At 71.5% G+C, this 24,551-nt stretch carries 18 protein-coding genes; 4 read left to right on the top strand and 14 right to left on the bottom strand.

What is annotated here, in order from left to right:
• Nucleotides 1–14: 14 nt before the first annotated feature.
• From WME83_RS48605 to WME83_RS48620, 4 genes are all read right to left on the bottom strand, one after another.
• Nucleotides 15–2,768, bottom strand: coding sequence for an AAA family ATPase (locus WME83_RS48605; RefSeq protein ID WP_437316521.1), 2,754 nt, complete (start codon nucleotides 2,766–2,768; stop codon nucleotides 15–17).
• An 857-nt stretch (nucleotides 2,769–3,625) separates the two neighbouring features.
• Nucleotides 3,626–4,678 carry a reverse transcriptase family protein gene (locus tag WME83_RS48610; protein ID WP_437316522.1) on the bottom strand — a complete coding sequence of 351 codons (1,053 nt, stop codon included), beginning with the start codon at nucleotides 4,676–4,678 and terminating at the stop codon, nucleotides 3,626–3,628.
• Nucleotides 4,679–5,205: 527 nt separating this feature from the next.
• Nucleotides 5,206–6,084, bottom strand: coding sequence for a phosphoribosyltransferase-like protein (locus WME83_RS48615; protein WP_437316523.1), 879 nt, complete (start codon nucleotides 6,082–6,084; stop codon nucleotides 5,206–5,208).
• A 773-nt stretch (nucleotides 6,085–6,857) separates the two neighbouring features.
• Nucleotides 6,858–7,271 (bottom strand): hypothetical protein, encoded by a 414-nt coding sequence (locus WME83_RS48620; protein ID WP_437316524.1) that lies wholly within the window; start codon nucleotides 7,269–7,271, stop codon nucleotides 6,858–6,860.
• Between the two features lie 338 nt (nucleotides 7,272–7,609).
• Here WME83_RS48620 and WME83_RS48625 point away from each other — a divergent pair, with 338 nt between their 5' ends.
• Nucleotides 7,610–7,879, top strand: a complete 270-nt coding sequence (locus WME83_RS48625; RefSeq protein ID WP_437316525.1) for a hypothetical protein — start codon at nucleotides 7,610–7,612, stop codon at nucleotides 7,877–7,879.
• A gap of 284 nt (nucleotides 7,880–8,163) precedes the next feature.
• Here WME83_RS48625 and WME83_RS48630 read toward each other — a convergent pair whose 3' ends face one another.
• The 3 genes from WME83_RS48630 to WME83_RS48640 all read right to left on the bottom strand — a co-directional run bounded on the left by WME83_RS48630 (nucleotide 8,164) and on the right by WME83_RS48640 (nucleotide 10,387).
• Nucleotides 8,164–8,574 (bottom strand): response regulator, encoded by a 411-nt coding sequence (locus WME83_RS48630; protein WP_437316526.1) that lies wholly within the window; start codon nucleotides 8,572–8,574, stop codon nucleotides 8,164–8,166.
• 231 nt (nucleotides 8,575–8,805) lie between these two features.
• The gene (locus tag WME83_RS48635; RefSeq protein WP_437316527.1) at nucleotides 8,806–10,170 is read right to left on the bottom strand and encodes a hypothetical protein; all 1,365 of its coding nucleotides are present in this window, start codon (nucleotides 10,168–10,170) and stop codon (nucleotides 8,806–8,808) included.
• A gap of 16 nt (nucleotides 10,171–10,186) precedes the next feature.
• A complete protein-coding gene (locus WME83_RS48640; protein ID WP_020741644.1) occupies nucleotides 10,187–10,387 on the bottom strand; it encodes a DUF350 domain-containing protein in 201 nt (66 codons plus the stop codon).
• Between the two features lie 175 nt (nucleotides 10,388–10,562).
• Here WME83_RS48640 and WME83_RS48645 point away from each other — a divergent pair, with 175 nt between their 5' ends.
• From WME83_RS48645 to WME83_RS48655, 3 genes are read left to right on the top strand one after another with little or no spacing between them, the layout of a single operon-like run.
• The gene (locus WME83_RS48645; protein WP_437316528.1) at nucleotides 10,563–12,542 is read left to right on the top strand and encodes a M16 family metallopeptidase; all 1,980 of its coding nucleotides are present in this window, start codon (nucleotides 10,563–10,565) and stop codon (nucleotides 12,540–12,542) included.
• Between the two features lie 4 nt (nucleotides 12,543–12,546).
• On the top strand, nucleotides 12,547–14,199 hold the full coding sequence (locus tag WME83_RS48650; RefSeq protein ID WP_437316529.1) for a M16 family metallopeptidase: 1,653 nt from the start codon (nucleotides 12,547–12,549) through the stop codon (nucleotides 14,197–14,199).
• Nucleotides 14,196–15,218, top strand: a complete 1,023-nt coding sequence (locus tag WME83_RS48655; protein WP_437316530.1) for a hypothetical protein — start codon at nucleotides 14,196–14,198, stop codon at nucleotides 15,216–15,218. The genes WME83_RS48650 and WME83_RS48655 overlap by 4 nt, the downstream gene beginning before the upstream one ends.
• Before the next feature lie 363 nt (nucleotides 15,219–15,581).
• Here WME83_RS48655 and WME83_RS48660 read toward each other — a convergent pair whose 3' ends face one another.
• From WME83_RS48660 to WME83_RS48690, 7 genes are all read right to left on the bottom strand, one after another.
• Nucleotides 15,582–16,043, bottom strand: coding sequence for a hypothetical protein (locus WME83_RS48660; protein WP_437316531.1), 462 nt, complete (start codon nucleotides 16,041–16,043; stop codon nucleotides 15,582–15,584).
• 357 nt (nucleotides 16,044–16,400) lie between these two features.
• Complete coding sequence (locus tag WME83_RS48665; RefSeq protein WP_437316532.1) at nucleotides 16,401–16,622, bottom strand: hypothetical protein; 222 nt, start codon at nucleotides 16,620–16,622, stop codon at nucleotides 16,401–16,403.
• 178 nt (nucleotides 16,623–16,800) lie between these two features.
• The gene (locus WME83_RS48670; protein WP_437316533.1) at nucleotides 16,801–17,529 is read right to left on the bottom strand and encodes a metallophosphoesterase family protein; all 729 of its coding nucleotides are present in this window, start codon (nucleotides 17,527–17,529) and stop codon (nucleotides 16,801–16,803) included.
• A 267-nt stretch (nucleotides 17,530–17,796) separates the two neighbouring features.
• A complete protein-coding gene (locus tag WME83_RS48675; RefSeq protein ID WP_437316534.1) occupies nucleotides 17,797–18,945 on the bottom strand; it encodes a hypothetical protein in 1,149 nt (382 codons plus the stop codon).
• Nucleotides 18,946–19,390: 445 nt separating this feature from the next.
• Nucleotides 19,391–19,777 (bottom strand): AgmX/PglI C-terminal domain-containing protein, encoded by a 387-nt coding sequence (locus WME83_RS48680; protein ID WP_437316535.1) that lies wholly within the window; start codon nucleotides 19,775–19,777, stop codon nucleotides 19,391–19,393.
• A 51-nt stretch (nucleotides 19,778–19,828) separates the two neighbouring features.
• Nucleotides 19,829–20,338 (bottom strand): OmpA family protein, encoded by a 510-nt coding sequence (locus tag WME83_RS48685; protein ID WP_437316536.1) that lies wholly within the window; start codon nucleotides 20,336–20,338, stop codon nucleotides 19,829–19,831.
• A 515-nt stretch (nucleotides 20,339–20,853) separates the two neighbouring features.
• Nucleotides 20,854–24,348 (bottom strand): RCC1 domain-containing protein, encoded by a 3,495-nt coding sequence (locus WME83_RS48690; protein WP_437316537.1) that lies wholly within the window; start codon nucleotides 24,346–24,348, stop codon nucleotides 20,854–20,856.
• Nucleotides 24,349–24,551 lie beyond the last annotated feature (203 nt).

Here is a 24,551-nt window from a genome sequence, read left to right on the forward strand (position 1 = left end):
GCCGGATCTCTGCTTCAGCTCGAACACGCGGCGTAGCGCCGCTCGCCGGCCCGCGCGATCGCGTCCACCACGATCTCGCCCTGCTCGACGCCGATGAGCGCCGCGGACCCTTCCTCCAGCTGGCCGCGCAGGATGAGCTCGGCGAGCGGCGCCTCGATGAGCCGCGCGATCGTGCGCTTCATCGGCCGGGCGCCGAGCTCGGGATCGAACCCGCCGGCGTCGAGCAGCGCGTCGATCGCCGCCGGCTCGACCTCGAGCTCCACGCCGCGCGCCTCGAGCTCGCGCTCGAGGCCGCCCAGCAGGCGGCGCGTGATCTCGGCGACGTCCGCCCGCGTGAGCGGCGCGAAGCAGAGGACCTCGTCGATGCGGTTGTAGAGCTCGGGCGGGAGCGCGGCGCGGGCGGCGGAGAGCATCGCCTCGCCGAGGCGCTCGGGCGACACGGCCGCGGAGGCGCGCGCGAAGCCGACGGCGCGCTCGGACCGGAGCGCGCCGGCCTCGGCCGCGCCGAGGTTCGAGGTCATCACGAGGACGGTGTTCGTGAAGTCGACCCGCCGGCCTCGGCCGTCGGTCAGGCGGCCCTCGTCGAAGACCTGCAGGAACGCCTCGAGCACGTCGCGGTGCGCCTTCTCGATCTCGTCGAGCAGCACCACCTGGTACGGCCGCCGCCGCACCGCCTCGGTGAGCTGGCCGCCCGCCTCGTGGCCGACGTAGCCGGGCGGCGCGCCGACCAGGCGCGCGACCGCGTGCGACTCGGCGTACTCGGAGAAGTCGAGCCGCGTCATGGCGTCCGGCGAGTGGAACAGCGCCTCGGCGATCGCCTTCGCCGTCTCGGTCTTGCCCACGCCGGTCGGGCCGAGCAGGAGGAACGATCCGATCGGGCGGCGCGCGCGCAGGCCGGCCGCGTTCCGGCGCAGCACCCGGGCGATGCGCGCGAGCGCCTCGCCGTGGCCGACGACCTTGTCGGCGAGCAGCGTCTCCAGCGCGAGCATCCGCTCGCGGTCGGTCTCGAGCAGCCGCTCGACCGGCAGATCGGCGAGCTCGGCGACCACCTCGGCGACCTCGGCGGGCCCGACCTGCCGCGCGGGGTCGCGGAGCTCGGCGCGGGCGCTCTCGGGCGGGCGCGCGCGCCGGCGCGTGCGGGCGCCGGCGAGGTCGAGGATCGAGAGCGCCTTGTCGGGCAGCGCGCGCCCGGGCAGGTAGCGCACCGACCAGGCGACGGCCGAGGCGAGCGCCTCGTCGGTGAAGGCGAGCCCGTGGTGCGCGCCGAGCCCGACGGCGACGCTCTGGAGCAGCAGGAACGCCTCGTCCTCCTCGGGCTCGTCGATCTCGACGACGGTGAAGCGCCGCGCGAGCGCGGGGTCGACCTCGATGCTCTTCCGGTACTCCTCGGGCGTGGCGGTGCCGATCAGCGTGAGCTCGCCGCGGGCGAGGGCGAGCTTGATCTCGGCCATCGCCTCGTCGAGCGCGCCGCTGCCGAAGAGCTCCGACATGCCGTCGATGAACAGGATGACCCGTCCGCCCGCCTCGCGGAGCTCCGCCCGCAGCGCGGACAGGCGCTCGCTCAGCGCGCCGCGGGCGCCGGTGCCGGCGAGCAGCTCCGACGGCACGAGCTCGACGACGATGCGCGGCTCTCGCTCCTCGAACGCGAGCCGGTGCGCGATGCCGCGCGCGACGGAGGTCTTCCCCACGCCGGCCGGGCCGAGGAGGCAGGGGTTGTTCGCGTGGCGCTTGGCGAGGACGTCGAGCGCCTGCTCGATCTCGCGCTCGCGCCCGACGATCGGCTCGAGCTCGCCCTGGGCGGCGGCGAGCGAGAGGTTGTGGCCGAGCGAGGTGAGGGCCGGGAAGCGCGCGCGGTCGAGGGTGAAGCGCGCCGCGACGGAGCTCGCGGCGGCCGGGAGCCCCGCGAGCGGCCGCGCCACGGAGGGCGGGACGGGCGAGGCGGCCGCGTCGTCCGCCGTGAGGGCGCGCCGGGGGGCGGGCGTGAGGGCGGCGGCCGGCTCGGCGGGGAAGGGGGCCTCGCCGGCGCCCGGGGCCGCGACGGGCCGGCGCGGCGGCGGGAACAGCGGCACGGTGACGCCCGGGCCGGCCGCCTTCGAGGGGCGCGGCTCCGGCGCGGCGACGCCGGCGGCCTTCGAGGGCCGCAGGTCCGGCAGGGCGACGCCGGTGGCCTTCGAGGGCCGCAGGTCCGGCACGGCGATGCCTGTGGCCTTGGACGGCCGCAGCTCGGCGGAGGGGCGCGGCGTGCGTTCCGGATCGACGCCTTCGCCGCGGGCGCGGCGCGCGGGCGCGGCCTTGGCGGGCGCGGCGGGCTTCTCCGGCGGGCCGCCGTCGTGGACCACGCGGATCGGCGTCCGCCGCGCCTGGACCACGCCGAGGGCGATCTGGAGCGCGGCGGTCCTGAGGCGCGCGAGGTCGACGCCCGACTGCGTGAGGGCCCGGTGCGCGGCGGAGCTGCGGTCGGAGAGGAGCGCGAGCAGCAGGTGGAGCGCGGCGGGCTCCTTGGCCGTCGCGCGCTTGGCGACGTCGCGGGCGCCGCCCATGGCCCGGCCGATCGGGTCGGGGCCCTCGTCGTCGACCGAGCGGCTCGCCTTGAGCAGGGCCTCGTCGTCGAGCCGCCGATCGCGGAGCAGCTCCGCGGCGGGGCCTCCGCTCAGGGCGATGGCGGCGAGGAGGTGCACGCTCGACAGGCGCTCCTTGCGCTGGGCGGCGAGGTCCTGCGCGAGCTTGCGCAGCGTGACGAGCTCGGCGTGGGAGCGAGGGCTGGTCATCCTTGCAGAGGTCTCCAGGCCCCGGGTTCGCATGCCGGGGGCGGGAGGGCCAAATTTCGGATCGGAGGTTCCGTCCCGCCGGGGGGAGGGGGCGACGGCGGCTCGGCGAGGTGGCCGCCGGTGTTGGGCATCCCTCAGCGAGCGAGCGGCAGACGTGCCAGACGAGGTGTCTGCCGAGCCGGATGGTGCCACGCCGACGGCTCCGCCGCGCCCGGGACGCCGGAAGCCCAGCCCGACGTTAGATCCGTAGATCCGGCCGTTTCGAGAGCTTGCTGCAAGCATTGAAAAGATCACTCGGGCGTCGGGCCGGTGATTTCAACGCTTGGAGAAGAGCCGACTCAGCGCGCGAGCGTGGGCTGAAGCCTGGGATGCTGGCCTCCGCTGACGGCCCGCTCGTCAAACTCGCCGGAGCCGGCGTCAGAAAAGGGATGCCGGCCCTGGCCCGTGGCGATGATACCGCTCCCGCTGCGGCGAATGCATAACCCGCAGAGGATCGGTTGGCCATGCGTTGAGCCACGATTGAAGAGGAATCGGCCGATGGTCAGCCGAAACCGATTGAATCACATTTGCTTCCGGTGCTCATGCGCGGGTTGCCAAGGAAGAGGCGCAAGGAGGAATTGCGGCGGCGAACCAGGGCGATTCGTACTTTCCGACGGAATCTCGAAAATGTGTGACGATGGATCGCAGCGCCTCGAAATGCATGTATCCAACACGGGCCCAACCGGCGAGCCCCGAGGCTGGAGAGAGCGCGATGGCCGCCCCGTCGCCTCGCCGCGGTTGCCGAACTTGCAGGCATCCTTGAGCGGCGCAGTCGCGCTCGGACATGTGGGGCGCGTGCTGCCGGCTCACTTCGATAATCATTGTTGCTTGGTGCTTGAAGATACTAACGTGGTTGTTCGTGCTGATTGAAGCACGTGAACGGCTTTCCGTGCGTCACGATCCTTATGGTTGAGAAAGAGAATAAACTCGGCAATGCCGCGCAATTGGTTCAGGCGGTCCTCGCAAAGAGAGGGGCGTCGATTCTCATGGCCTGCGAGACCAAATCGCTCGATGAAATGCACTTCTTGCCTTAAGGTGCGCCGAAGTTTTCGAGGGGCTTGTAATCGCTGATTGACGACGACCCCAGTCACTTCCTGTCGTTCGTGTGGTAGCATCAAGCGCGTTTTAGCTTCGTTCAAGGCGAGGTTGTTGTCGCCAAGCACTTTGCGAACGGTGTCGATCACACGCCCAGGCTTGAACCAGCCAGAAAATGTCATGTCGTCTGCGTAGCGTGAGTAGCGGATAGAAAGGCTGGTCGCATAGCGAGAAAGTCTTTCATCGGCTTTGACCATCACCAGGTTGGAGAGCCCCGGGCTCGTGGGCGCCCCTTGCGGCAAACCATGGTTGAGCACGGTCAGATCCTTGAGCGCACTTGCCACATCTTCCGCATAGCCGAGGCTCCTAAAAAACGCCATGACATGCGCGCCGCCGATGGATGGAAAGAAGTCTCTCACATCGAGCGAAAGCACCATTGGTTGTGCCAGGTGTGGCTCCGCATTTTGCTTGATCGAATGCCCCCTGAAGAACGCCGTCGCTGCGTCGTGTGGACGGCACTTGTTTAGGATTCGGTCTTTGATCCAGTCCTGAATTTGCCTCAATGACGGCACTGGCTCATGGATCTGCCGATAACCCGCCGCCCGCTTCGGAATAAAATACGATACATATAAAGAGGCTGACTCCTGTAGGGCAGCACGAAGCGCCAGCTCGTCGAAGCCGAGGAGTTCACACAAGTGGGAGAAATCATATATGATTGGAAGCCCAGCCTTCACCAAAGGTTCGGCATACGCAAGGGACTTAGTCACAAACGATGCCGGTTGTCCCTGCTGATGCGCCAACTGTTCGAAATTGCGCCGATAGTCATCCCAATCCATATTGTTAAACGTGTGGTCGCCCCGCTACGTACCGTACTGTCTTGTCCGAACGTCCGATGTCCATATTGCCGAGAAGCGAGCCCAGCGGAGTCGTACTCTGCCAATCTGTGACGTGCTCGTTTTCCCTCGCGGCAATCTCGCTCAAACACTAAAAGTGCTTCCCAGGGCGGCGACTCGCCGCCCCCACAGCGTAGGCCTGTGTGGGGCTAGCGAGGCGACCACCCGGTTAGCCTACCACGCCTCGTGGTAGATGTACAACGTCCGGCTCCTTGCTCTGAGCTCGAGCTGCTTGCAGTCGGTCTGGGGTAAGTGCGACTGCTGCCGGACCCTTGGGATTTGGCGGATCTGACATTGCCTCTTGTCCAGCTTGGGTCAGCAGGAGCATTGTCCCATCGTATACGACTAGTCTTTCATCCAGGACGGATCGAAGAAGTGCAAGAATCTGCGAATACTGCATCGGCAGATTCACGAGCTCGTCGATGTCCCGTCCGGCGTTGATCAGACGTAGTAGTCTATGGCGATCGAGATCAACGGCCACGATTAAACCTAAGTTCGCTGACTCTGGTAAACGGAGAATCCCATACCTTGCCGCCAACCTTTCTGTCTGTCCAGTACACTGGAAATGTGTTGTTTGGGGTGCGAGTTAGGGTGGCGAGGGCTTCTGTATGACTATATCCGAACCGATCGGCTTTCTTTACACCAATCCGTTTTCCGATGCTGTCCATTATTTGCATTGCATTAGGGATTGCGCTGGCCAGAATTTGATTGTCTGAGATCCCTCGATTTAACATTTGGTCGGCAACCAACAGGCAGCCCTGGGCCGCGAGCGGAGCGATGGCCTCTGTTTGTGCAGCTAGGGCCAGTACAATCGTTATGGCCGGGTTGGTATTTGGAAAGTCTTTCCGAAGTTGTGCGAGTGCCTTGATGGCGGTGTCGCCCGATCCAACGTAATCATCGACAAGCACGAGTGCTGCGTTGTTTGCGTTGCCGCACTTTTTTGCGAATGTCGACGTTGATTTGCAAAATTTTAATTGGCGCGGTTTGATGGTGGAGTCAAGGTTGGCGTGGTGCCCCTGGGCTATGTAATAGATACTATCGGAGCTCTTGGGTCGTGTGCTTGCGGGTTTTAGTAGTGGCGTCACTACTATGAATTGTGCCGATGGGGGCAGTTGCGTAATCATCTTTTTCCACGCTGTGATGAATACTGAAGGTGTTGCCTGTGGCTTGATCCAAGTGTAAGATTTGGTGAGTTCTAGCAAGAGCGCGCGTTGTTGCTGGTCTAGCCTGCTGAACATTCGGCAGAATCGCTCGAAAAGGTCGGGGAATTGGCTGTGCTCGTCTACCTCTGTCGGCCATCCGAGTGAGTTGAAAAGCTGACCGATAAGCAGTAATTCTTCGGCTTTCATGGGCGCATGATACCATGGGTGCCTGTGCCAATTCAAGATCCGGGCGTTGTGCAACATCTGGAATACCGCGGATGACGGAGGATGAGAGCAGCCCGTTCTCCGACCTAGACGCCTGTGAGCACGGTCCCGACCTTCCCCCCGGCCACGCACACAGCCTGCTCGTCGATCGGAAGCAGGCAGCCGACCTCGCCGTCCCCGCGCCGGAGCGAAGAGCGGCGGATGGCGATCGCGTCGCGTGGCGTTGAGCTTCAGGGCGTTGCGGTATTGAAAGACTCAGCCGGCAGAGACGAGGGCGGTGTCGAGGGTCTCCGGACGGCGTCTTCCGGGCGCGGCATGAGGCCAATTCGGGAGAGTTGCGGCGCGACCACCGTCACTCCGCGATGCGGCTCCGCCGGCCGCCGGCAGGCGCTTGGCTTTCCGCCGCGGACCTCTGAATTCGCGGTCCCACCGTAGACACACGTCCGCTCTCGTGAAAGGCAACTCGATCCGCGCCGCTGGTAGGATGGCTGGTCGATGTCGACAGGGGAACCGTGATGGCCCTGGCGCTGCGCTTCGGCGAGGCCGGCGGAGCTCGGGATCGTGGAGGGAAGCGGGCAAACGGCGGCGCGCCGGCGCACCTCCGTTTGCCCGCGGCATTATCTCCGGCTCATGCGCCTCGCGCGAAAGATCCGGCGGCTACGAGCCGGGATGAAGGGGGCCCGTGGTCCCGACTCGGAGACGGTCCCCGCCCAGCGGAGAGGAGCGGGTGATTCGGGACCGCCGACGACCCGGCCTCAGATGATCAGGATCACATCGATATCGCCGTCGCCCGGGAGCGCCGCCCCCGCGGGCACGTGAGGCGCGTTGGCCGGCGCCAGGCGGAGCGCGCCGCACGACCGCGGCGCCGAGCTCTCGGGCGGAGCCCCGACGGCGTCGGCGTGGCCGCCGTGCGCGCGCTCCGCGCAGCCGGCGATCGCGGCGCGGACCGCGCGGAAGACGCTCTCCGCGTCGAGCCCGCCGAGCTCCCGAGCCGCCGTGGCGAGGCGCTCGTCGACGCACCGGGCGCACGGCGTGGAGCTCGCCGCGAGCCGCACGATGAGCGTCGCCTCCGGACCGGCGAGCTCTGCCTTGTCGAACGGCACCGCGAGCGACGAGCCCCTGCCGACATCGACGCTGACGAGGAGAGTGTCGCCGTCGCGTACCACCACGGTTTCGCGCGGATGTCGGCCGCTCACGCGTTCTGGAGCTGACTCACGATGACTTGTGTTGACGAGGATCCACAGGCGATCCGAGCTCGCCTGCCCGCTCTTCTCCACAGCGTCGCTGGTGCGGCTCTCTGCCATTCGCACGCCCTCCGAGGAGGCGAACCTATCGCCGCCGGAGGCGGACGGCGATGGGTCCACCGGACAGACAATGTCCCGACCATCAGGTCCGCCGGGGACGCTGCTGCCCCCGGGCGAACGCGCGAGAGCAGCCAGGGCTCGCTGCGTCCGTTGCGCCTTCCGGCGCGAGGCGGTAAGCACAACCACCGACTGGAGGCTGAAGCGTGGATGAGCCGGAGCGACGCGACGAGGACCCGGAGCAGGGCGCGGGCGAAGGCGGAACGGACCGCGCGTCGCTCGGCATCTTGTTCCTCGCAGCGGCGTTCGCGCTGGCGCTGCTGCTGACGGTGGTGGGCCTCCTGGCCTTCGCGGCGATGAGCCCGCGGTCGCCGCCCGCGCTGCGCGGCGAGCGGGACGGCGCCGATGCCGCGCTGCTCGGCGATCGGGTCTGCGCCGCGCCCCTCCTGCGCGGCGGCGGTTCACGGGCCGCCTGAGGGCGCGCGGGCGCAGCGCCGAGCTCGGCTGCTGCACGGGAGCACGACGCCGCGCGAGCTGGCCGCCGCGCGGGAGCGTGAGCGCCGCGCGCGCTCGGCTGCTGGGTGTGCTCGGTTGCTGCGAGGGGCGCGAACGCCGCGCGCGCTTGGCTGCTGGGTGTGCTCGGCTGCTGCGGGGGTAGCGAACGCCGCGCGCGCTTGGCTGCTGTGTGGAAGCGTGACCGCCGCGCGCGCTCGGCTGCTGGGTGCGCTCGGCTGCTGGGTGCGCTCGGCTGCCGCGCGGGCTAGCCGCAGGTCTTCTGGACGACGGCGAGCAACGCCCCGAAGTCGACAGGCTTCTTCAGGTAGGCCGTGCCCTCGGGCGGGCCGTCGTGGCCGGAGACGATGGTCACCGGAATGGCCGCGAGCGCGTGCACCTGCTTCAACGCGGCGAGCATCTCCTCGCCGGTCATCACCGGCATCATCAAATCGAGCAGGATGAGCCCGGGCGGCGGATCTGCCTCGTGCAGCAGATCGAGCGCCTCCCTGCCGTTGCTGGCGCAGTAGACATCGTAGCCCGAGGCTTCGAGCATCTCGCGGAGCATCTCGCGGAGCTCGGCGTCGTCGTCGACCAGGAGGACGGGGGCGCGCGGATTCGGGGGAATCGGCGTCAGGCGCGGCGCGCCGGGCCCGTCGGTTGGCCGTGGTTCACTCATTTCTGTCACCTCTCCCAGCCTGCGCGAGCATGTCGAAGCGATAGCAGGCGCAGGCCGCGCACGCATTGCATGGTCTCAGCATCTTCGGATCTTCTCCGGATCCATGGTCCCGGGCTGCGCGAGGCGGCTCCGGCTCCACGCCCCATCGGAGGGCAAGGGGCGTGGCGGGAGCGCGGGCGCCGCGAGCGAAGCCATGCGAAGCGCCGAGGGTTACGGGAGTTGCGCCGCGGGTCAAGCTTCTCGGCTCGCCGAGAGCGACACGGCGCCCGCCGCGCCGCTTTCGCCGGCGCCGCCGCGCTCGCTGCCGCCGCCACCGCCGCCGCTTTCGCCGGCGCCGCCGCGCTCGCCGCCCTCGCCAGCGCCGCCGCTCCGGCCGGCGCCGCGGCGCCCGCTGCCCTCGCCAGCGCCGTCGCTTTGGCCAGCGCCGCGGCGCCCGCTGCCCTCGCTGCCCCCGCCGCTCGCGCCCTCACCGGAGCCGGACCGGAACCCGAGCGCGCGCGCCTGGGCGGGGCGCGTGTGGCGACGGCGCCATATCACCGCGTCGAGCATGTAATGGGTCGCCTGCGGGAGCGCGAGCAGCGGCACGAGCAGCGCGCGCGCGCGCGGGCCGAGGAGCGGCTCGTCCACGGCGCCGCCGAAGAGCTCCGGCCGGTCGTGCCAGACGAGCCGATCCCAGAGCATCTCCTCGACGAACGCGAGCGCCAGCGCGAGCCCGAGGAAGGCGAGGAGCCCGCCGGCGAGGACCCGCGCGAGCAGCGAGCGCGGCGCCTCGCGGGCCCGCTCCCGCGCGTACGCGAACACGAGCGCCATGTACGGCACCCCGTGGACGATCACGTTGGTGACCGTGAACTGGAAGTCGCTGTCGGTCGCGACGATGCCGACGTACCAGGTCGCCGCGGTCGTGCCCACGACCACGTGCTTGCCGAGGTTGAGCGGCGCGCGGGCGACGCAGGCCCTCTGGATCGCGCGGGCGACGTACGCGACGGCGAGCGCGGCGTACACCGCGCCGAGCGGGCCCACCGCGGCCGCGAGCCGCGGCGAGCTCACGAAGTCGCCGTCCACGAACCACGTGAACGCGCGCGGCGGGTGCGCGTGCCAGTAGAGGAGCGGCCACCCCGTCGCCGCGTAGACGAGGGCGTCGTCGAGGAGGCGATCGACGCGCGAGCGCTCGCCCGCGAGCGCGCGGTAGATCGCGACCCACCCGATCTGCTGGCGCACGAAGTGGAGCACGGCGGCGTAGGCGAGCGCGCGCCAGAACGAGAGCTCGGAGGCGAGGTGCAGCGCGACGCCGGCGGCGTAGCAGGCGAGCGGCACGGCGGCGTAGAGCGCGGGGTGGCGGCGGAGCTCCTCGGGATCGAGGTAGGTGCGGAAGAGCGTCGTGTGCACGTGGGCCACGTCGACGCCGACCACGAACAGCAGGAAGCCCCACGCCGGGAGCGCGCCGCCCGAGGAGAGCGCCGCGAGGGCGAGCGCGACCGCCGCGGAGCCGCCGAAGACCGCGAGGTCGACGCCGCGGCCCCACAGGAAGCCGCCGCGGGCCGCGGCGGCAGGCGCGGCCGGCAGCGCGCCGAGGAGGTCGGGCCCGGCCGTGGCCAACGCCGAGACCCGCGCGTCAGCCGTGGATGGCCGCGGAGATGATCCAGGCGAGGCCCAGGATCACCGATCCGATCACGATCGCGAGCGCCGTGTTCTGGTCCTCCTCGATCTCCTTGCGGATGGAGAACGGGGTCAGCTTCGTGATCAGCACGAACGCCAGCAGGAAGACGAGCAGCCCCAGGGCGACGAAGATCAGCGTTCCGACTACGGCTTTCATCAGGTTTTGGGCGTCGGGCATCGGCGGTTCTCTCTGAGCGCGGGGCGGCGCGCGGCGCGCGCTCGCGACCTCGGAAGCTGCGGCGTGAGCCTACGCGAGACCGCCGGCAGCGTGAAGCGCGGTCGCCGCGTCGCGCGGCGGGCGCGCCCGGCCGGCGACGTGCTATCGCCCTGCCGTGTCCACGACCGCGAGCCGAACCCTGCTCCGCGGCGCCCTCACGGCCGGGCTCGCGGCGCTCGGCCTGCTGAGCGCAGGCGCGCCGTGTCCCGCCGCCGCGGCGCCGCCCGCCGACAAGCCCGCGCCGGCCGCGGCGAAGCCCGCTGACAAGCCCGCGCCGGCCGCGGCAAAGCCCGCCGACAAGCCCGCGCCGGCCGCGGCGAAGCCCGCCGACAAGCCCGCGCCGGCCGCGGCGGCGAAGCCCGCTGACAAGCCCGCGTCGGCCGAGGCGAAGCCCGCTGACAAGCCCGCGCCGGCCGCGGCGAAGCCCGAGCCAGCCGCCGCGGCGAAGCCCGCCGACAAGCCCGCGGCGGCTGCCGCGACGAAGCCCGCCGACAAGGCCGCGGCGAAGGCCGCCGACAAGCCCGCGCCGGCCGCCGCGGCGCCGCCCGCCGACAAGCCCGCGCCCATCGCCGCAACACCGCCCGCCAGCAAGCCCGCGCCCGCGCGCCCGCCGCGCGCCGCCGCCGCCTCGCCGAAGGGCGCCGCGGCGGCGCCCTCGGACGCGCCGATCGAGCTCGCGATCCCCGTCGAGCGCGCCACGCTCCAGAACGGCCTGCGCGTCGTGATGAGCCCCGACAAGAGCTCGCCCACGGTCGCCGTGGCCGTCACCTACGACGCCGGCTCGCGCGACGAACCGAACGGCAGGAGCGGCCTCGCGCGCCTCGTGATGGGGATGATGGCCCGCGGCAGCCGCAACGTGGCCGCCGGCGAGCACCTGCGCCTCGTGGCCGAGCGCGGCGGCGAGCTCCACGCCGAGACGGAGGTCGACCGCACCACCTACGCGGAGACCCTGCCCGCGAACGAGCTCGCGCTGGCCCTGTGGCTCGAGGCCGATCGCATGAGGTCGCTCGACCTGAGCGCGCAGGCCTTCGAGGCGCAGCGCAGGGACGCGCAGGAGCGCCGCGGCGCGATCCTCGGCGCCGCCTACGGCTCGGGCGGCACCCGGCTGCGCGAGCTCGTCTTCCAGGGGTACTGGCCCCACGAGCACCCCGCGCTCGGCGACGCGGACGACCTCGCCGGCGCCGAGCTCTCCTGGGCCCGCGACTTCCACGCCGCCCACTACGGCCCGAACCGCGCGGTGCTCGCGATCGCCGGCGGCTTCGACCCCGGCGAGGCGATGGAGCTCGTGCACCGGTACTTCGACGGCATCCCCGCCGTCGCCGCCGCGCCCTTCAAGGACGTCCCGTTCCCCGAGCAGACGAGCCAGCGCACCGGCGTCGTGAGGGACCCGGCCGCCCGCGCTCCGGCCATCCTCTACGGCTGGGCCGTGCCGCCGCTCGGGCACCCGGATCACCACGCGCTCTCGCTCGCGGCCTTCGTGCTCGGCGGCGGCGAGAGCTCGCGCCTCGAGGCGCTCCTCGTCGGCGACAAGGCGGTCGCGCAGTCGGTGCGGGTCGCCATCGACGGCCACCGCGGGCCCGACCTCTTCTCCATCGACGTGCGGCTCGCCGACGGCGCCCGCGTCGGCGACGTCGAGAAGCTCATCGAGGGCGAGATCCGGACGCTCGCGACGGCGGGGCCGCCGGCGGCCGAGCTGGCACGGGCGCGCCGGCAGCTCCAGTCGGCGTTCGTGGCGGGCCTCGCGGGCGCGAGCGCGCGGGCGCGGGCGCTCGCCGAGCACGAGCTCCTCTTCGGGGACGCGAGCCGCCTGAACGGGGAGCTCGCCCGCTACTTCGCGGTGACCCGGGAGGACGTGCAGCGCGCCGCGCGCGATCACCTCGGCCCGACGCGCCGGACCATCGTGGAGACCTACCCGCCGGCGACCCCGGGAGCCGCCCCGCCGCCGCGCGCGTCGGCCGGCGCGCCGCGGGCCGCGACCCCGGCCGCGCCGGGCAAGGACCAGGACAAGGCCACCCCGGCGAAGGCGCGCGGCGCGGCGGCCCGCCCCGCGCCGAAGAAGAAGCCGGCGAAGACGGCGAAACCCAGGAAGAAGTGACGGCATGAGCGAGGGAATCCACCGACGCGGACGGCGCGCGCGACGGACAGCGCGCCCCTTTCTCTCCTGGGCCGCGGCGCTCGCCGCGGCCGTGGCGTGCGGCTGCGCGCCGGCCGCGCGCGCCCCGCGCACGCCCGCGCACGCGGCCGCGCAGGCCAAGGGCGCGGCGGAGGCGCCGCCCCCCGACGTCGCGCGCCGGGAGCAGCCCCCGCCGTCCGGCCCCGCGCGGCCCGCGCGCATGCCCCCGATCGCGTGGGCCGAGCTCCCGAGCGGCCTGAGCGTCGCCACCGCGGTGAACCGCGCGCTGCCGCTCGTGGAGGTCCGGGTCGTCGTCCACGGCGGGTCCGCGGCCGACGGCGAGCGCACGGGGCTCGCCGCGCTCACCGGCCAGCTCCTGCTGCGCGGCGGCGCCGGCCACCTCCCCGGCCGCGAGCTGCTCGCGCGCCTCGAGTCGCTCGGCGCCTCCGTGTCGGTGGACACCGGCCTCGACGCCACGGTGATCCGCCTGCGCACGACCAGCGATCGCCTCGCCGAGGCGATCGAGCTGCTCGGGCTCCTCGTGCAGCGGCCGCGCCTCGACGCCGCGGAGCTCGCCAAGCTGAAGGCCCGCGCGGCCGAGGAGGCGCGGGACCGCGCGCACGCGGACGGCCGCTGGGGCGCGATGATGATCCTCTTCCGCGACCTCTACGCGCTCCCGACCGAGCTGCACCCGTACGCCTCGTTCGGCGCGACCACGGCGGAGCTCGCGAAGATCACCGCCGCCGACTGCCGCGCGTTCCACACGGCGTGGTACGTCCCGAAGAACACCGTGGTCGTGGTGGCGGGCGACACGACGCCCGAGGCCGCGCGCGCCGCCGTCGAGAAGGCGTTCACCGACCGGAGGGCCGACGAGCCGCCGGCGCTCTCGTTCACCGATCCCATGCCCCGGGGGTCGCTCAAGCTCACGGTCGTCGATCGCCCGAAGAGCGCGGAGACGGAGCTCTTCCTCGGCGTCCTCGGCCCCGAGCGCGGCGCCCGGGACTTCCCTGCGCTCGCGGTCGCGAGCGAGGTGCTCGGCGGCCCCTCGGGGCGCTTCTCGCAGGATCTCCTCGAGCCGCGCGGCGCGGCGCGCGCGGCGTCCGCGACGACGCTCGACGTCGCGCACGGCCCGGTCCCGCTCCTGGCCCACGCGAGCGTCCCTGCGGCGCGCACGGGCGCCGCCGCGCAGGCGATGCTCGAGCACATCGAGCGGCTCGCGACCACGGCGCCGTCGCAGGAGGAGGTCGACGCGGCGGCGCGGCGGCTCGCGGTCGGCCTCGGGCTCGGCGTCGAGACGGCCGCGGGGCTCGCGGACGAGATCGCGCGGCTCTCGGTGCTCGATCTGCCGGACGACCACCACGACGGCTACCGCAAGGAGCTCCGCGACATCACGCCGGCCCTCGCCGGCAAGGTCGCGGCCGACCACGTGCAGCCGGCGCGCGCCGTGGTCGTCGCGGTGGGCGACGCGCAGGTGATCGGCCCGATGCTGAGCCGCTTCGGCGACGTGAAGGTGGTCGACCCGACGCGCGCCTTCGAGCGGAAGCGCACGATCCCGCGGGACGCGAGCGCCTCGCCCGCAGCGGGGCAGGGGTCGGCGCTCGACGCGGGCCGCGACGCGCCGGCGCAGGAGCAGCCGTGACGGCCGCCGGGCGCCGCGGGCGGGCGCGCGCGCTGCGGGCGGCGCGCGGAGTCGCGCTGCGGGCCGCGCGCGCCCTCGCGCTCGCGGCCGGGCTCGCGGCCGCGTCCTCTCCGGCGCGCGCGGACGCGCAGCCGAGGCCCGCGCCGGTGGCCGCCGCGAAGGCGGCGCCGGGCCTGCGCGCGGGGCCGCTCGACGGCGCGACCTACGACTACGAGCGCCCGCCGGCGAGCGGCGCGGCCGAGCAGGGCGCGGCGCAGGCCGGGGCTCCTGCGGGCGCGGTGCCGCCGGAGCAGCGCTGGCTGGGCCGCGCGTTCGTGCACCGCCTGGCGGCCGCCGAGCCCGCGCGGCCGCTGCCGATCCTCGTGTTCCTGCACGGCACCAACGCCGCGCAGATCAAGTACCGCTGGATGGGGGGCGGCCAGGAGGGCGACGTCCGCCGGATCGCGGCGCAGCTCATGGAGGCGGGCCAGATCCCGCCGCTCCTCGTCGCCGCGCCGAGCGCCGTGCTCCCGGCGGCCGTGGCCGTGGCGCGGACGAGCTGGCCTGCCTTCGACCTGGACGCGTTCCTCGACGCCACCGCCGCCCGGCTGCGCGGCGTCGCCACGATCGACCGCACGCGCGTCATCGTCGCGGGCCACTCCGGCGGCGGCTGCAACCGGGAGGGCGGCGTCGCGACCGCCCTGCGCGCATCCATTCCCGTGCACGCGGCGCTCGTGATCGACACGTGCATGGACGTCGACATCGCGCTCCCGCTTTCGCAGTCGCCTCCGGCCACGCACGTCGTCGTGTCGTGGCAGACGATGAGCTGGGCGAAGCGCCCCATCGCCGACTTCCGCCGCGCCTTCCAGCGCGGCGTCGAGGCGCACCCTGCCGCGCCCGGCGTGCTCCGCGAGCTGGAGCAGCTCCAGCCGACGGAGCCCATGCCGCACGACGCCATGGTGCCCCTGGTGCTGCGGCGGTGGTTGCCGCCGCTGCTCTCGCCGGACGCCGCGCCGGGCGTGCCCTGCGTCTCGCCGTGACCGCCGCGGGACGCGGCGCTCCGGCGCCGCACCCGCGCGCGGCGGTCCGAGGCCGCGACGCGCACAAAAAAAAAGAGCGCCTGTCCGACGGTTGGGGGGGGGAAACCGTCCCTCAGGCGCTCGCCGTCCTGTAGAAGCAGGAGCTGGGCCAGGGCCCTCCTGACGAGATATCGTGCGTTTGCGCAGGCTTCTTGGGGCTTCGGCTTTCGTTTTGGCCGGGGCGGGTTTCGCCGGTGAAGTCTGGCCGCGCCCGCTCGCTCGAAGCTGCTCCCCGGTGGCGCCGCCGCGGAGCCCCTGGATGGCGGCGGCGCTGCCTCGGGGCTCTGCCGCGGCGGCGCTCGCCTGGGCGCCTCGCGCCGGGGGCTAGGCCGGGCGGTGGGGCGTGCCGGCGACGGCCCCCACGCGGCGCGTCTTGGCCACGCGCCTCGCCTGCTGCCGGATGTGCTCCACGGCCTTCTCGAAGAACGGCTCGGGGGCGGCCTTGCTGACGGTGATCTGCTCGCCGCCGACGAGGACGACGAGGAGGCCCCGGTCGGTCCTGCCCACCGCGAAGAAGTCGACGGTGAACGGCAGCTCTTCCTCGACGGTGAGCGACAGCTGGCACTTCAACACCTCGCCGACGCCGGGGTGATTCTCGACGACGAACCGCTGCAGCAGCCCGTTGGTGTGGACATCACCGGCGATCCGGTTGAGCGCCCACTTGTCCCGCGGCCAGGCCATGTGGTCCCGCAGCTCGTATATCCAGTGCAGGAGCTCCTCCGCGACCTGGCCGATCGCCGCCTTCGACGCCTCATAGGACAGCTTGATCTGCTCGTATTTCGTCATCGGGACTCCATCGCACTCCGGCGCGCCCCCTCGAGGCTACCAGAACGCCGCGCCCCGCCGCACGCAGATCGGGGCTGTCGACCCCGCCCGCGCCGCAGGATCCGAGGGCGCGGCTCGCCCCGCCCGGCGGTCATCGAGGCGCGGCGCGCCCGGGGCGGCGCCGGAGCTCGCTCACCGTCCACACCGGCGGCGCTCCACGCCCACGGCGCGGGCGGTTCGTCCACGCCTCACCCCCGGGCTGCGCACCGCTCTGTGCTCGAGTCCGCCGGGTTGCCCCAGCGCGACGCGCGGGCGCGAGCGCGTCGACCGCATCGAGCGGCCGGCGTCGGAGATCGTCTCCGACCGAGGCGACGGGTTCTACCGGTCTTCTGCCCCGCGGGCCCACGTGGAGGAGCAGCGGACGACCCACTCGGGGAACGGCAGCGTGGGCTTCTGGCGATGCCAGAGCATCGGCGCGAGCGCGTCGAGCTGTTGTTGTGGAAGCGCCTCGATCCCTTCGGACGGCGCGTCGCGCTCGAAGCACAAGCCGCCCGAGAGATGGTCTTCCGATTTGGCGTTCAGAGAGACGAACCCCCTCATCGGGTTGTTTATCCAACGAAACCAACACGACATCCCAACGCCGACGCACTTGATGTGCGTGCCCCGGAGAGGCCGAATACGCCTTGCGACCAGACCGTGCGGTCAGCGTCGTAGTCCAGCCCGAGCTGGATGTGCTCGGCGACGCGGAGCCCTTCCACCGATGAGCCGCCGCGCGCGCTCAGGCGTATTGCTGCAGCAGCGCGCCGCGCATCGGGTTGTCGCACGCGCTCACGGCCGCGCGGACGGCGTCCCGGTCGACCGGCACCCGGTGCAGGCTGACGCTCACCGCGCCGCCGCGCGCCTCCACGATCGCGTACTCGGCGTGGTGCAGCAGCGTCGGCGGCCCGCCGTTCGCGTACTCCTTGAACGGGAGCCCGACGCTCCCCGGGTTCACGAGGAGCGCGCCGCGGTGCTGGCGGAGCATCTGGAGGTGCGTGTGCCCCCCGGCCATCACCGTCGCCGCGTGGCCGTCGAGGCGGCGATCCAGCTCCTCGGCCGGCGTGCTCGAGAGGAGATCCTCCATGTGAGACCGGGGCGAGCCGTGAAACAGGAGGAGCGTCGCGCGATCGTCGAGCGGGATCGTGAGGCGCGCCTGGAACGTGCGCAGGAAGTCGAGGTCGTCCGCGGACAGCTGATCACGGCACCAGTCCACCGCGTCGATCACGATGGGCGCCTCGGTGTAGGTGCGGATCAGCCCCCGATCCAGCATGAACTCATCGTGGTTGCCGAGGATGCACGGACACCCGAGCTCCCGCAGCATGTCGAGGATGGCCCGGGGCCGCGGCCCCAGCGTCGCGACGTCCCCGAGGCAGATCACCTGATCGACGCCGGCCGCCTGGATGCTGGCCAGCACGGCCCTGAGCGCCACTTCATTGCCGTGAATGTCGGATATCAGGGCGACGCGCATGGGAGGACCTCTTCGCGGGCGGCCGTCGGGGCGCTGGAGCGGCCCTCGGCGCCGCGGTGGTGCGGCGGTTGGTCGAGCGACAATACGACAGGCTAGACCATGTCCGGCGTCGCCTCCAGCCCCTCGCGGCCGCCCGAGCGGGGCGTGCGGTCCCGCGTGGCGATCTCGGCTCGGGTCGACGGAACCAGTCGACGTCTCGCTCACCGGGCGCGCTCGCGCTTCGGGCGAGAGGGCCGGTGCCGGCCCGCTCGCCCGCCCTTGACATCCTTACAAGAAGAGGGTCTTGGTGTCCGTGAACACGAGGACGAAGCGCGCGTCCGCCGCCGCGCCGCTCGCGTCGAAGCAGGCGACGTAGGCCTGCGTCTCCGCCCCGTCGCCGGACCAGCTGACGACCTTGCAGTGCTCCGAGCCGGTGCCGTAGGCCGTGACCTGCACGTTCGAGCCGGTCGCCGCCATGCCGGGGAGGTTGACGACATAGCGGCCTGCGGACGTGCGCCCGGCGGTGATGTCGGTTGTGACGTCGCCCACGTCGCCCGCGATGTAGCCTTTCTGATAGGAGAGGCTCGGCGTGTACGCCGCGGCCGTGGCGTCGTGCGCCCAGGCGTAGCTGTACGACATCGCGCCGTTGACCTGCGTCGAGCGCGCGAAGTTGAGGGTGAAACGCCCATCCGCCGCGGCGCCCGAGCTGTCGAAGCAGCGCACGTACACCACCGTGTCGTCTCCGGACTGCGCCCAGCTGCCGACCTTGCAGTGCTCGCTGCCCGGGCCGTAGGCGGTGACCTCCACCGTCCCGCCGGCCGCGGTCTGCGACGGCAGGGTGACGGCATAGCGACCCACGCCCTGGCGCTCGATCGTGTTGCTGTCGCCGCTCGAGTTGAACTGGTACGTCAGGTTCGGCGTGTACGCCGGCGCCGTCGGGTTGTCCGCCCAGACGTACGCTTCGTGCGAGGGCCCTGTGCCCGACTTGCGGACATACGCGATGCTGAAGAGGGTGTCGACCGGCGCGCCGCCGGCGGTGAAGCAATTGACGCGGACGTCGACGGCGCTGCCGCTTGCGTTCCAGCCCTCGACCTTGCAGCGCTCGGAGCCCGGACCGTAGGCCGTGACCTGGACATTGCCGCCGGCATCCGCGCCGATGCCTGGAAACCGCACGCGATACCGCCCGGTGCCGAGCTGCGTGACGGTGTTGTCCACCCCCTCCCCGAAGAGGTCTCCGGAGGAGCTCCGCGAGTAGCTCGCGCTCGCGGTGAACGAGCCCGTCGCCTGCTGCGCCCAGGCATACGCCCAGGTGCGAGAGATGAGCGCCTGCTGGGCGGAGTCCACCCCGTCCTCCTCGGTCCCATCGTGGGCTTCACCGCAACCTGCGTTCATGATGCCAGCGACGAGAGAGCCCACGAGCAGAGCCTTGCTTTTCATGACCAGTCCCCTTCCTCGATTCCGATGTTGACAGCGATCGTGGTGTGATCGCGGAAGGGCGACTGCAACGCGCATGCCGCGGGCGCGGTACGGCGAGACCCGCTCTGGCCAAGCCTCGTGTCCGGCGTCGCGAGAGGCGCTGATCGAGGGCGATCTGGCCTTGCGCGCCAGGCCGCGGCGTCGAGCGGCCCGGCTTGTCACGAAGAGGGGAGACCCAGCGGCGCTGTCGCGCGCGCGTGACAGCTCGCGTCGCGGGCGTGTGACACTGTCGTGGACCCGTTCCGCGGCGACCGGCCGCGGTGGCGCGCGGACTGCGAGGAATCGCGCACGCGCACGCGCACGCGCACGAGGGACGAGCACGGGAGAGGGGAGAGGGGAGACGGGAGAGGGGAGACGGGAGAGGGGAGAGGGGAGACGTCTGCCTGAAGGCCGAGCGAAGGCTGCGTTACGCCTTGGGGGCTCGGGGCGTGAACTCCCAGACGAACTTCCCCTTGCCCTTGTTCTCATCCGCCGGCGTCAGGACGAGCCCCTCGATCGAGTCGACGACGCAGCTCGCCACCTCCTTCGAGGCGGTGGTGCCCTCCGGCTCGACGACGATGTCCACGAGGCGGCCGCTGTCCTCGAGCACGAGGAAGCTGACGGTGACCTTGCCCTCCGCGCCGGGATTCCGCGCGAGCTCCGCGTCGTAGCACGCGCGGATCTGCTCCTCTCTCGTCGCGAGCAGCGCGGCCGTGTCGTCTCGGTACATCTCCGGGCTCCGCAGCGCGAAGGAGCACCCCGTGGACGCGCCCGACGAGGCCAGAACGACAACACCCAAGAGCCAGTGCTTCATGCGCGCCTCCTTGCCGGGAGCAGCGTTCGTGGATCGACCCCGGATCAGCATCTACTGCCCCTCCGCCGCGGGCTTCGCGGTGTCCTGCTCGACGATGTTGAACTCGACCCGGCGGTTCTTCTCACGCCCCTCCTCCGACTCGTTGTCCGCGATGGGCTTGGTCTCGCCGAAGCCCTTCGCGGTGAGCATGCCCTGAGGGATCCCGTGCTGGACGAGGTACTCCATCACGGCCTTCGCGCGCCGATCCGAGAGCTTCAGGTTGTGCTCGTCCGCGCCATCGGAGCTCGCGTGCCCCTCGATGGCGATCTTCTTGATGTGCGGGTGCTTCTTGATCGTGTCGACGACCTCGTTGAGCAGGCTGTGCGACTCCGTCCGGATCACCGCCTTGTCGTGCTCGAAGAGGATCTTCTCGTTGATGACGATCTGCTTCTCCGTCACCTCCACGCGCTTCTTCTCGGGCGGGGGCGGGGGCGGGGGCGGGGGCGGCGTGCCCGCGATGGTGAAGGCCCGCCCCCCTTCGAACGCGGTGACGCCGCCGCAGGCCGCCGAGCCGAGGCTCACGCCCACGAGCAAGGCAAGGGCGAGTCGAGGCCCGAGGCCCGCGGGGCGCCGCGACACGCGATGGGCGCCGGGCCAGGAACGAGGGCCCGGACGGCGCCTCGCGCTTTGGTTGTCGGAGAGTTCGTTCATGGTCGAGACTCCATGGGCCGCTGTCACGGGCCCAGGTCGCTGGGAGGCGCGCCCAGCGCGAGCACGACGAACACCCCGGAGACGGGTGGGGCCGGCTCGCAGGCGAGCTCCATGCGTCGCACCCTAGCCCAGATCAGGCGCGGCGAGCTAGCCCGGATTTTCACCAAACTGGCCCCGCTCCAGGGCGCTCGCGGCGCCATCGCCGGACCCGGGGCCCCGGCGGGGAGGTGCTTCGCTTCAGGTCGCATCCCTTCGAGCGGTGCCCAGGTCGGCGCTGCGTCCGCCGATCTCCTCCTGTGAAAATCCAGTCTGACCGCGCGGAGCCGCCGCAGGATGCAGCATGCTGCACCCTGCGGCGCGATACGCTGTTCAGGCCGACAGGCGCGTCAAGGGCAGGAGGGGGCGCCCTGCCGGACGAACACGCGGCCTTGCTGGGGCGGGATGACGCAATCGTTCGGCAGCGGGGGCGCGCTGCTGCAGTCCACGGGCGCGTCGTACGCCTCCGAGATCGGGTTCCACTTGGTGAACGTGCCCGCCGGGAGAGGGACCGTGACGCTGTCCGCAGCGGGCACGGTCGGGGTCGGGCGGAAGTTGACGGCCGCAAACCCGCGCGAGAACCGCCGCGTGACCCCGACCCTCGTGCCCGCCGGCGCCTCGATGAAGTCTGGAGCGCCGCACGCGGCGCCGAGCTGGGCCTCGAGATGCGGGAAGTCCGACGCGCCCGAGGCGTCGGTCCAGGGCGTGACGTACAGGCTCGCGAGCCCCGCCTCGGACACCAGATAGTTCGCGATCGCCCATTCGATATGCGCATCCCTCTCCGCGCCGACGCTCAGGTCAGGGATGGACGTCTTGAGATAGAAAGGCTTCGAGCGGCTCTGCACGCCGAGCATGTAGCCGTGCATGTTGCTCCAGTAGTTGACCGCCGCGCCGCTCCAGCAGGCCGGGGACGCGTCGAACGAGAAGTTGTTGCACAGGCCGAAGTTGAACCCCGCCTCGGTGAGGACGCCGTCGAGCGTGTCGAAGACCCCGCCGGGCCCGGCGAGCGTCGGGTTGCTGGCCGGGATCGTGTAGATGGGCGCGATCGAACCGGTGAAACCGAGGTTCGCGGTGATGCGCTTGCCGTCCTTGTGCATCTCGTCTCGCATGCGCTTCACCCACCTGGTCACGTCGCGCGTGAACTTCCAGTCGCAGAAGCCCTCCCGCGCAGCACACTCCGGGTCCTCCGGGGCGCACGTCCCGGCGCAGGCCACGGGATCATATTTCTGATTGCCGTTGTACTTGGGGACCCACGTCGTCCCGTTCGCATAGACGCCGCACGCCCCGGCGTAGTTGGGCAGCTTCACCATGTCGAACGCCAGCGCGCCGTACCGGCGCCCCGTCGCCCACCGGCCGCGGATCTGCGCGAGCATCGCGCTGATCACCTCGGGATTCGTGAAATCGAAGGCCGGGTTCTCGGATGTCCACCGCACCACGTTATCGAGCTGTCGCTTCGTCGGATCGGCGATGTTCTCGCGCCCGTCCTTCGGCTCGCCGTGCTGGTCGCAGCGCCGGAGGAGCCAGTCCGGATGGGTCGCGTCCCAGTACCTGGTGTTGATCACGCCCCTGAGCGGGGTCGAGTAGAAGCACTTGTAGGGAGCGTTCGCGGCGCTGCTGATCTTGTTGCACACGCCGGCGATCGATTGGCCGTACATCGTGATGTCCGGGTTCGCCTTGCAGGATTCGTCCTGATACCTGCCGTTGAAGGTGTCGGGCGTCGTGCCATCGAGCCCGGCGTCCGGCACGCAATCGCGCATCGTGGCGTAGGTGTGGTCGCACACGGTCGCGCCCTTGTAGTAGTCGTACGTCACGTCGTTCGCGTACCTCGAGGCCTCGAACGGGACGCAGCTGTATCCTTCCAGGACGCAGTCGCTGCTCGTCTGGCAGCGCGCCAGGCGGCCGTCGTCGACCCCCGACAGCGGCATGTAATGACCGACGATGGCGTCGGGGTTCGCGTCCGGATCGGTCCACCTGTTCGTGTGGCGGTCGCCGACCCACACGAAGGTGCTCTCCTGCGCGGCGGCCGGGACCGAGGCGGACGTCATCCTGTTGTCCCAGATGACGAACCGAGGCACGCCGGAGGTCATCTCCGCCGTGGGGATCGGCTCCTTCAGACGGAAGAGCGCCACGTGGGTCGCCGCCTGGCCGGTCGCGTCCGCCTCGAGGTCCCCCGCGTCGGCGCCGGTGAAGTGCTGGGAGGAGCAGTCGAAGCCCGAGCAGGAGCCGTCGTACAGCAGGCCGCCCCAGTCGGGATCGCCGGGCGGCAGGTTGACGAAGACGCTCTTGACGTCCCCGTCCCAGCGGTTGCCGGAGGTCCCGAGCGGGATGTCCGCGAGGTCCAGCGTACCCGTCCCGTGGAGACAGAGCTTGTTCGGGGTGACGTAGCCGGCGGGCACGTCGTAAAGCACCACGGTGGGGGAGCCGCAGCCGCCGACCGAGAGCTTGTCCGGTCCCAGATCGACCACGGGGAGCAGCGCGCCCATCTCGCCCGGCTCGTCGCCGCAGTGGGGTGACGAGCCAGAGCAGCCGGGGAAACCCAGCGCGCCGCCGGTGGAGTCACCCCAGCACTTGATCTCATCGGTGTTCAGGAGCGCGCACGTGAAATAGGCGCCGGCGGCGATCGCCTTGGCGGTGAGGCCGGGACCCAGATCGACCGCCGCGAGGCCCGCGATCTCGCCGGGATCGTCGCCGCGGTTGTCCCAGTCTCCGAGGCCCAGCTGGCCGAACATGTTGTCGCCCCAGCACTTGACCGTGTCGTCGCCGAGGATGGCGCAGGTGTGGAATGTGCCGGCAGAGAGCGCCTTCACCGGGCCGCCGAGCGGGATGGGCGTGAAGGTCTCCGGCGTGGTCGACGGGGTGCCGCCGAGGTTGCTCGTGTGACCCTGGCCGAGCTGGCCGAGCTCGTTGTTGCCCCAGCACTTGACCGTGTCGTCGCCGAGGATGGCGCAGGTGTGATAGCCGCCCGCGACGATCGCCTTGGCCTTGTCGTCGAGGTCGTCCAGCGGGACCGTGGAGACGAGCGCCGGCTTGGTGCCGGCGGTCCCGCCGCGCGGGGTCAGGTCGCCGAGCCCGAGCTGACCGGCGTTGTTCTGCCCCCAGCACTTGACCCTGTCGTCGTCGAGCAGCACGCAGGTATGCTGTGACCCGGCAGCGACGGACTTGGCGGTGTGGCCGCCGCCGAGCGGGATCGCGGGGACGATGTACATCTCGGTCTCCGCGTCGCCGCGGTTGTTCAGGTCGCCGAGCCCGAGCTGACCGGCGTTGTTCTGCCCCCAGCACTTGAGCTGGCCGCCGTTCAGCACGGCGCACGTGTGGTTCGCGCCCGCGTCCGCGGACGCGACGGTGGCTCCCTCGCCCAGGTAGCTGTAGAAGAGCCCCAGCATCTCGTCGGGGTCATCGCCGCGGTGCTCCGGCAGCTCCGGCTGGCCGAGCTGACCGAGGTCGTTGCGCCCCCAGCACTTGAGGCCCACGTCGGGCGAAGAGGGCTCGCGGAGCAGCGCGCAGGTATGCTCGTGCCCGGCGGTGACCGCGGAGATCCCCTGTCCGAAGCTCGCCGGAAGCGCGGCCCCCATCTCGCCGGCGCCGTCGCCCCGGCTGGCGACATCGCCGAGGCCGAGCTGGCCGCGCGCGTTGAGGCCCCAGCACTTGAGGGCACCGGTCTTCAGGACGGCGCAGGCGTGGCGCAGGCCCGCGCCGAGCCCTTGCGCCTTGTGGAGCGGGGGATCGAGGGCGCTCGGCGCGGAGCCGAGCGCCTCCGTCTCCTCGGGGGCCCCCTGCGGCGCGGCGCCCTCGTCGGCGCTGCAGGCGGAGAGGAGGATCGCGGCGAGCGCGGTCGCGGCGTGCAAAGGAGAAACGCGTAAACGACGTGCCATCACCATGAAGTTCACCTATCGCAGCCGCTCGGGCTGCCAGAGCGCGAGACGCACGCCGCCGCTCCGGCGCCGAGGCGTGACGGGGCGTCACGGCGATCGCTCGCGAAGATCAAGCACCGGAGCGGAGCGGCGCTGCCTTTCGCAGCGACGCTCCGCTCCTGTTCCTGTCGGCCCGA

Origin of the sequence: Sorangium sp. So ce385, assembly GCF_051474135.1 — a bacterium.
Classification (GTDB): domain Bacteria; phylum Myxococcota_A; class Polyangia; order Polyangiales; family Polyangiaceae; genus Sorangium; species Sorangium cellulosum_D.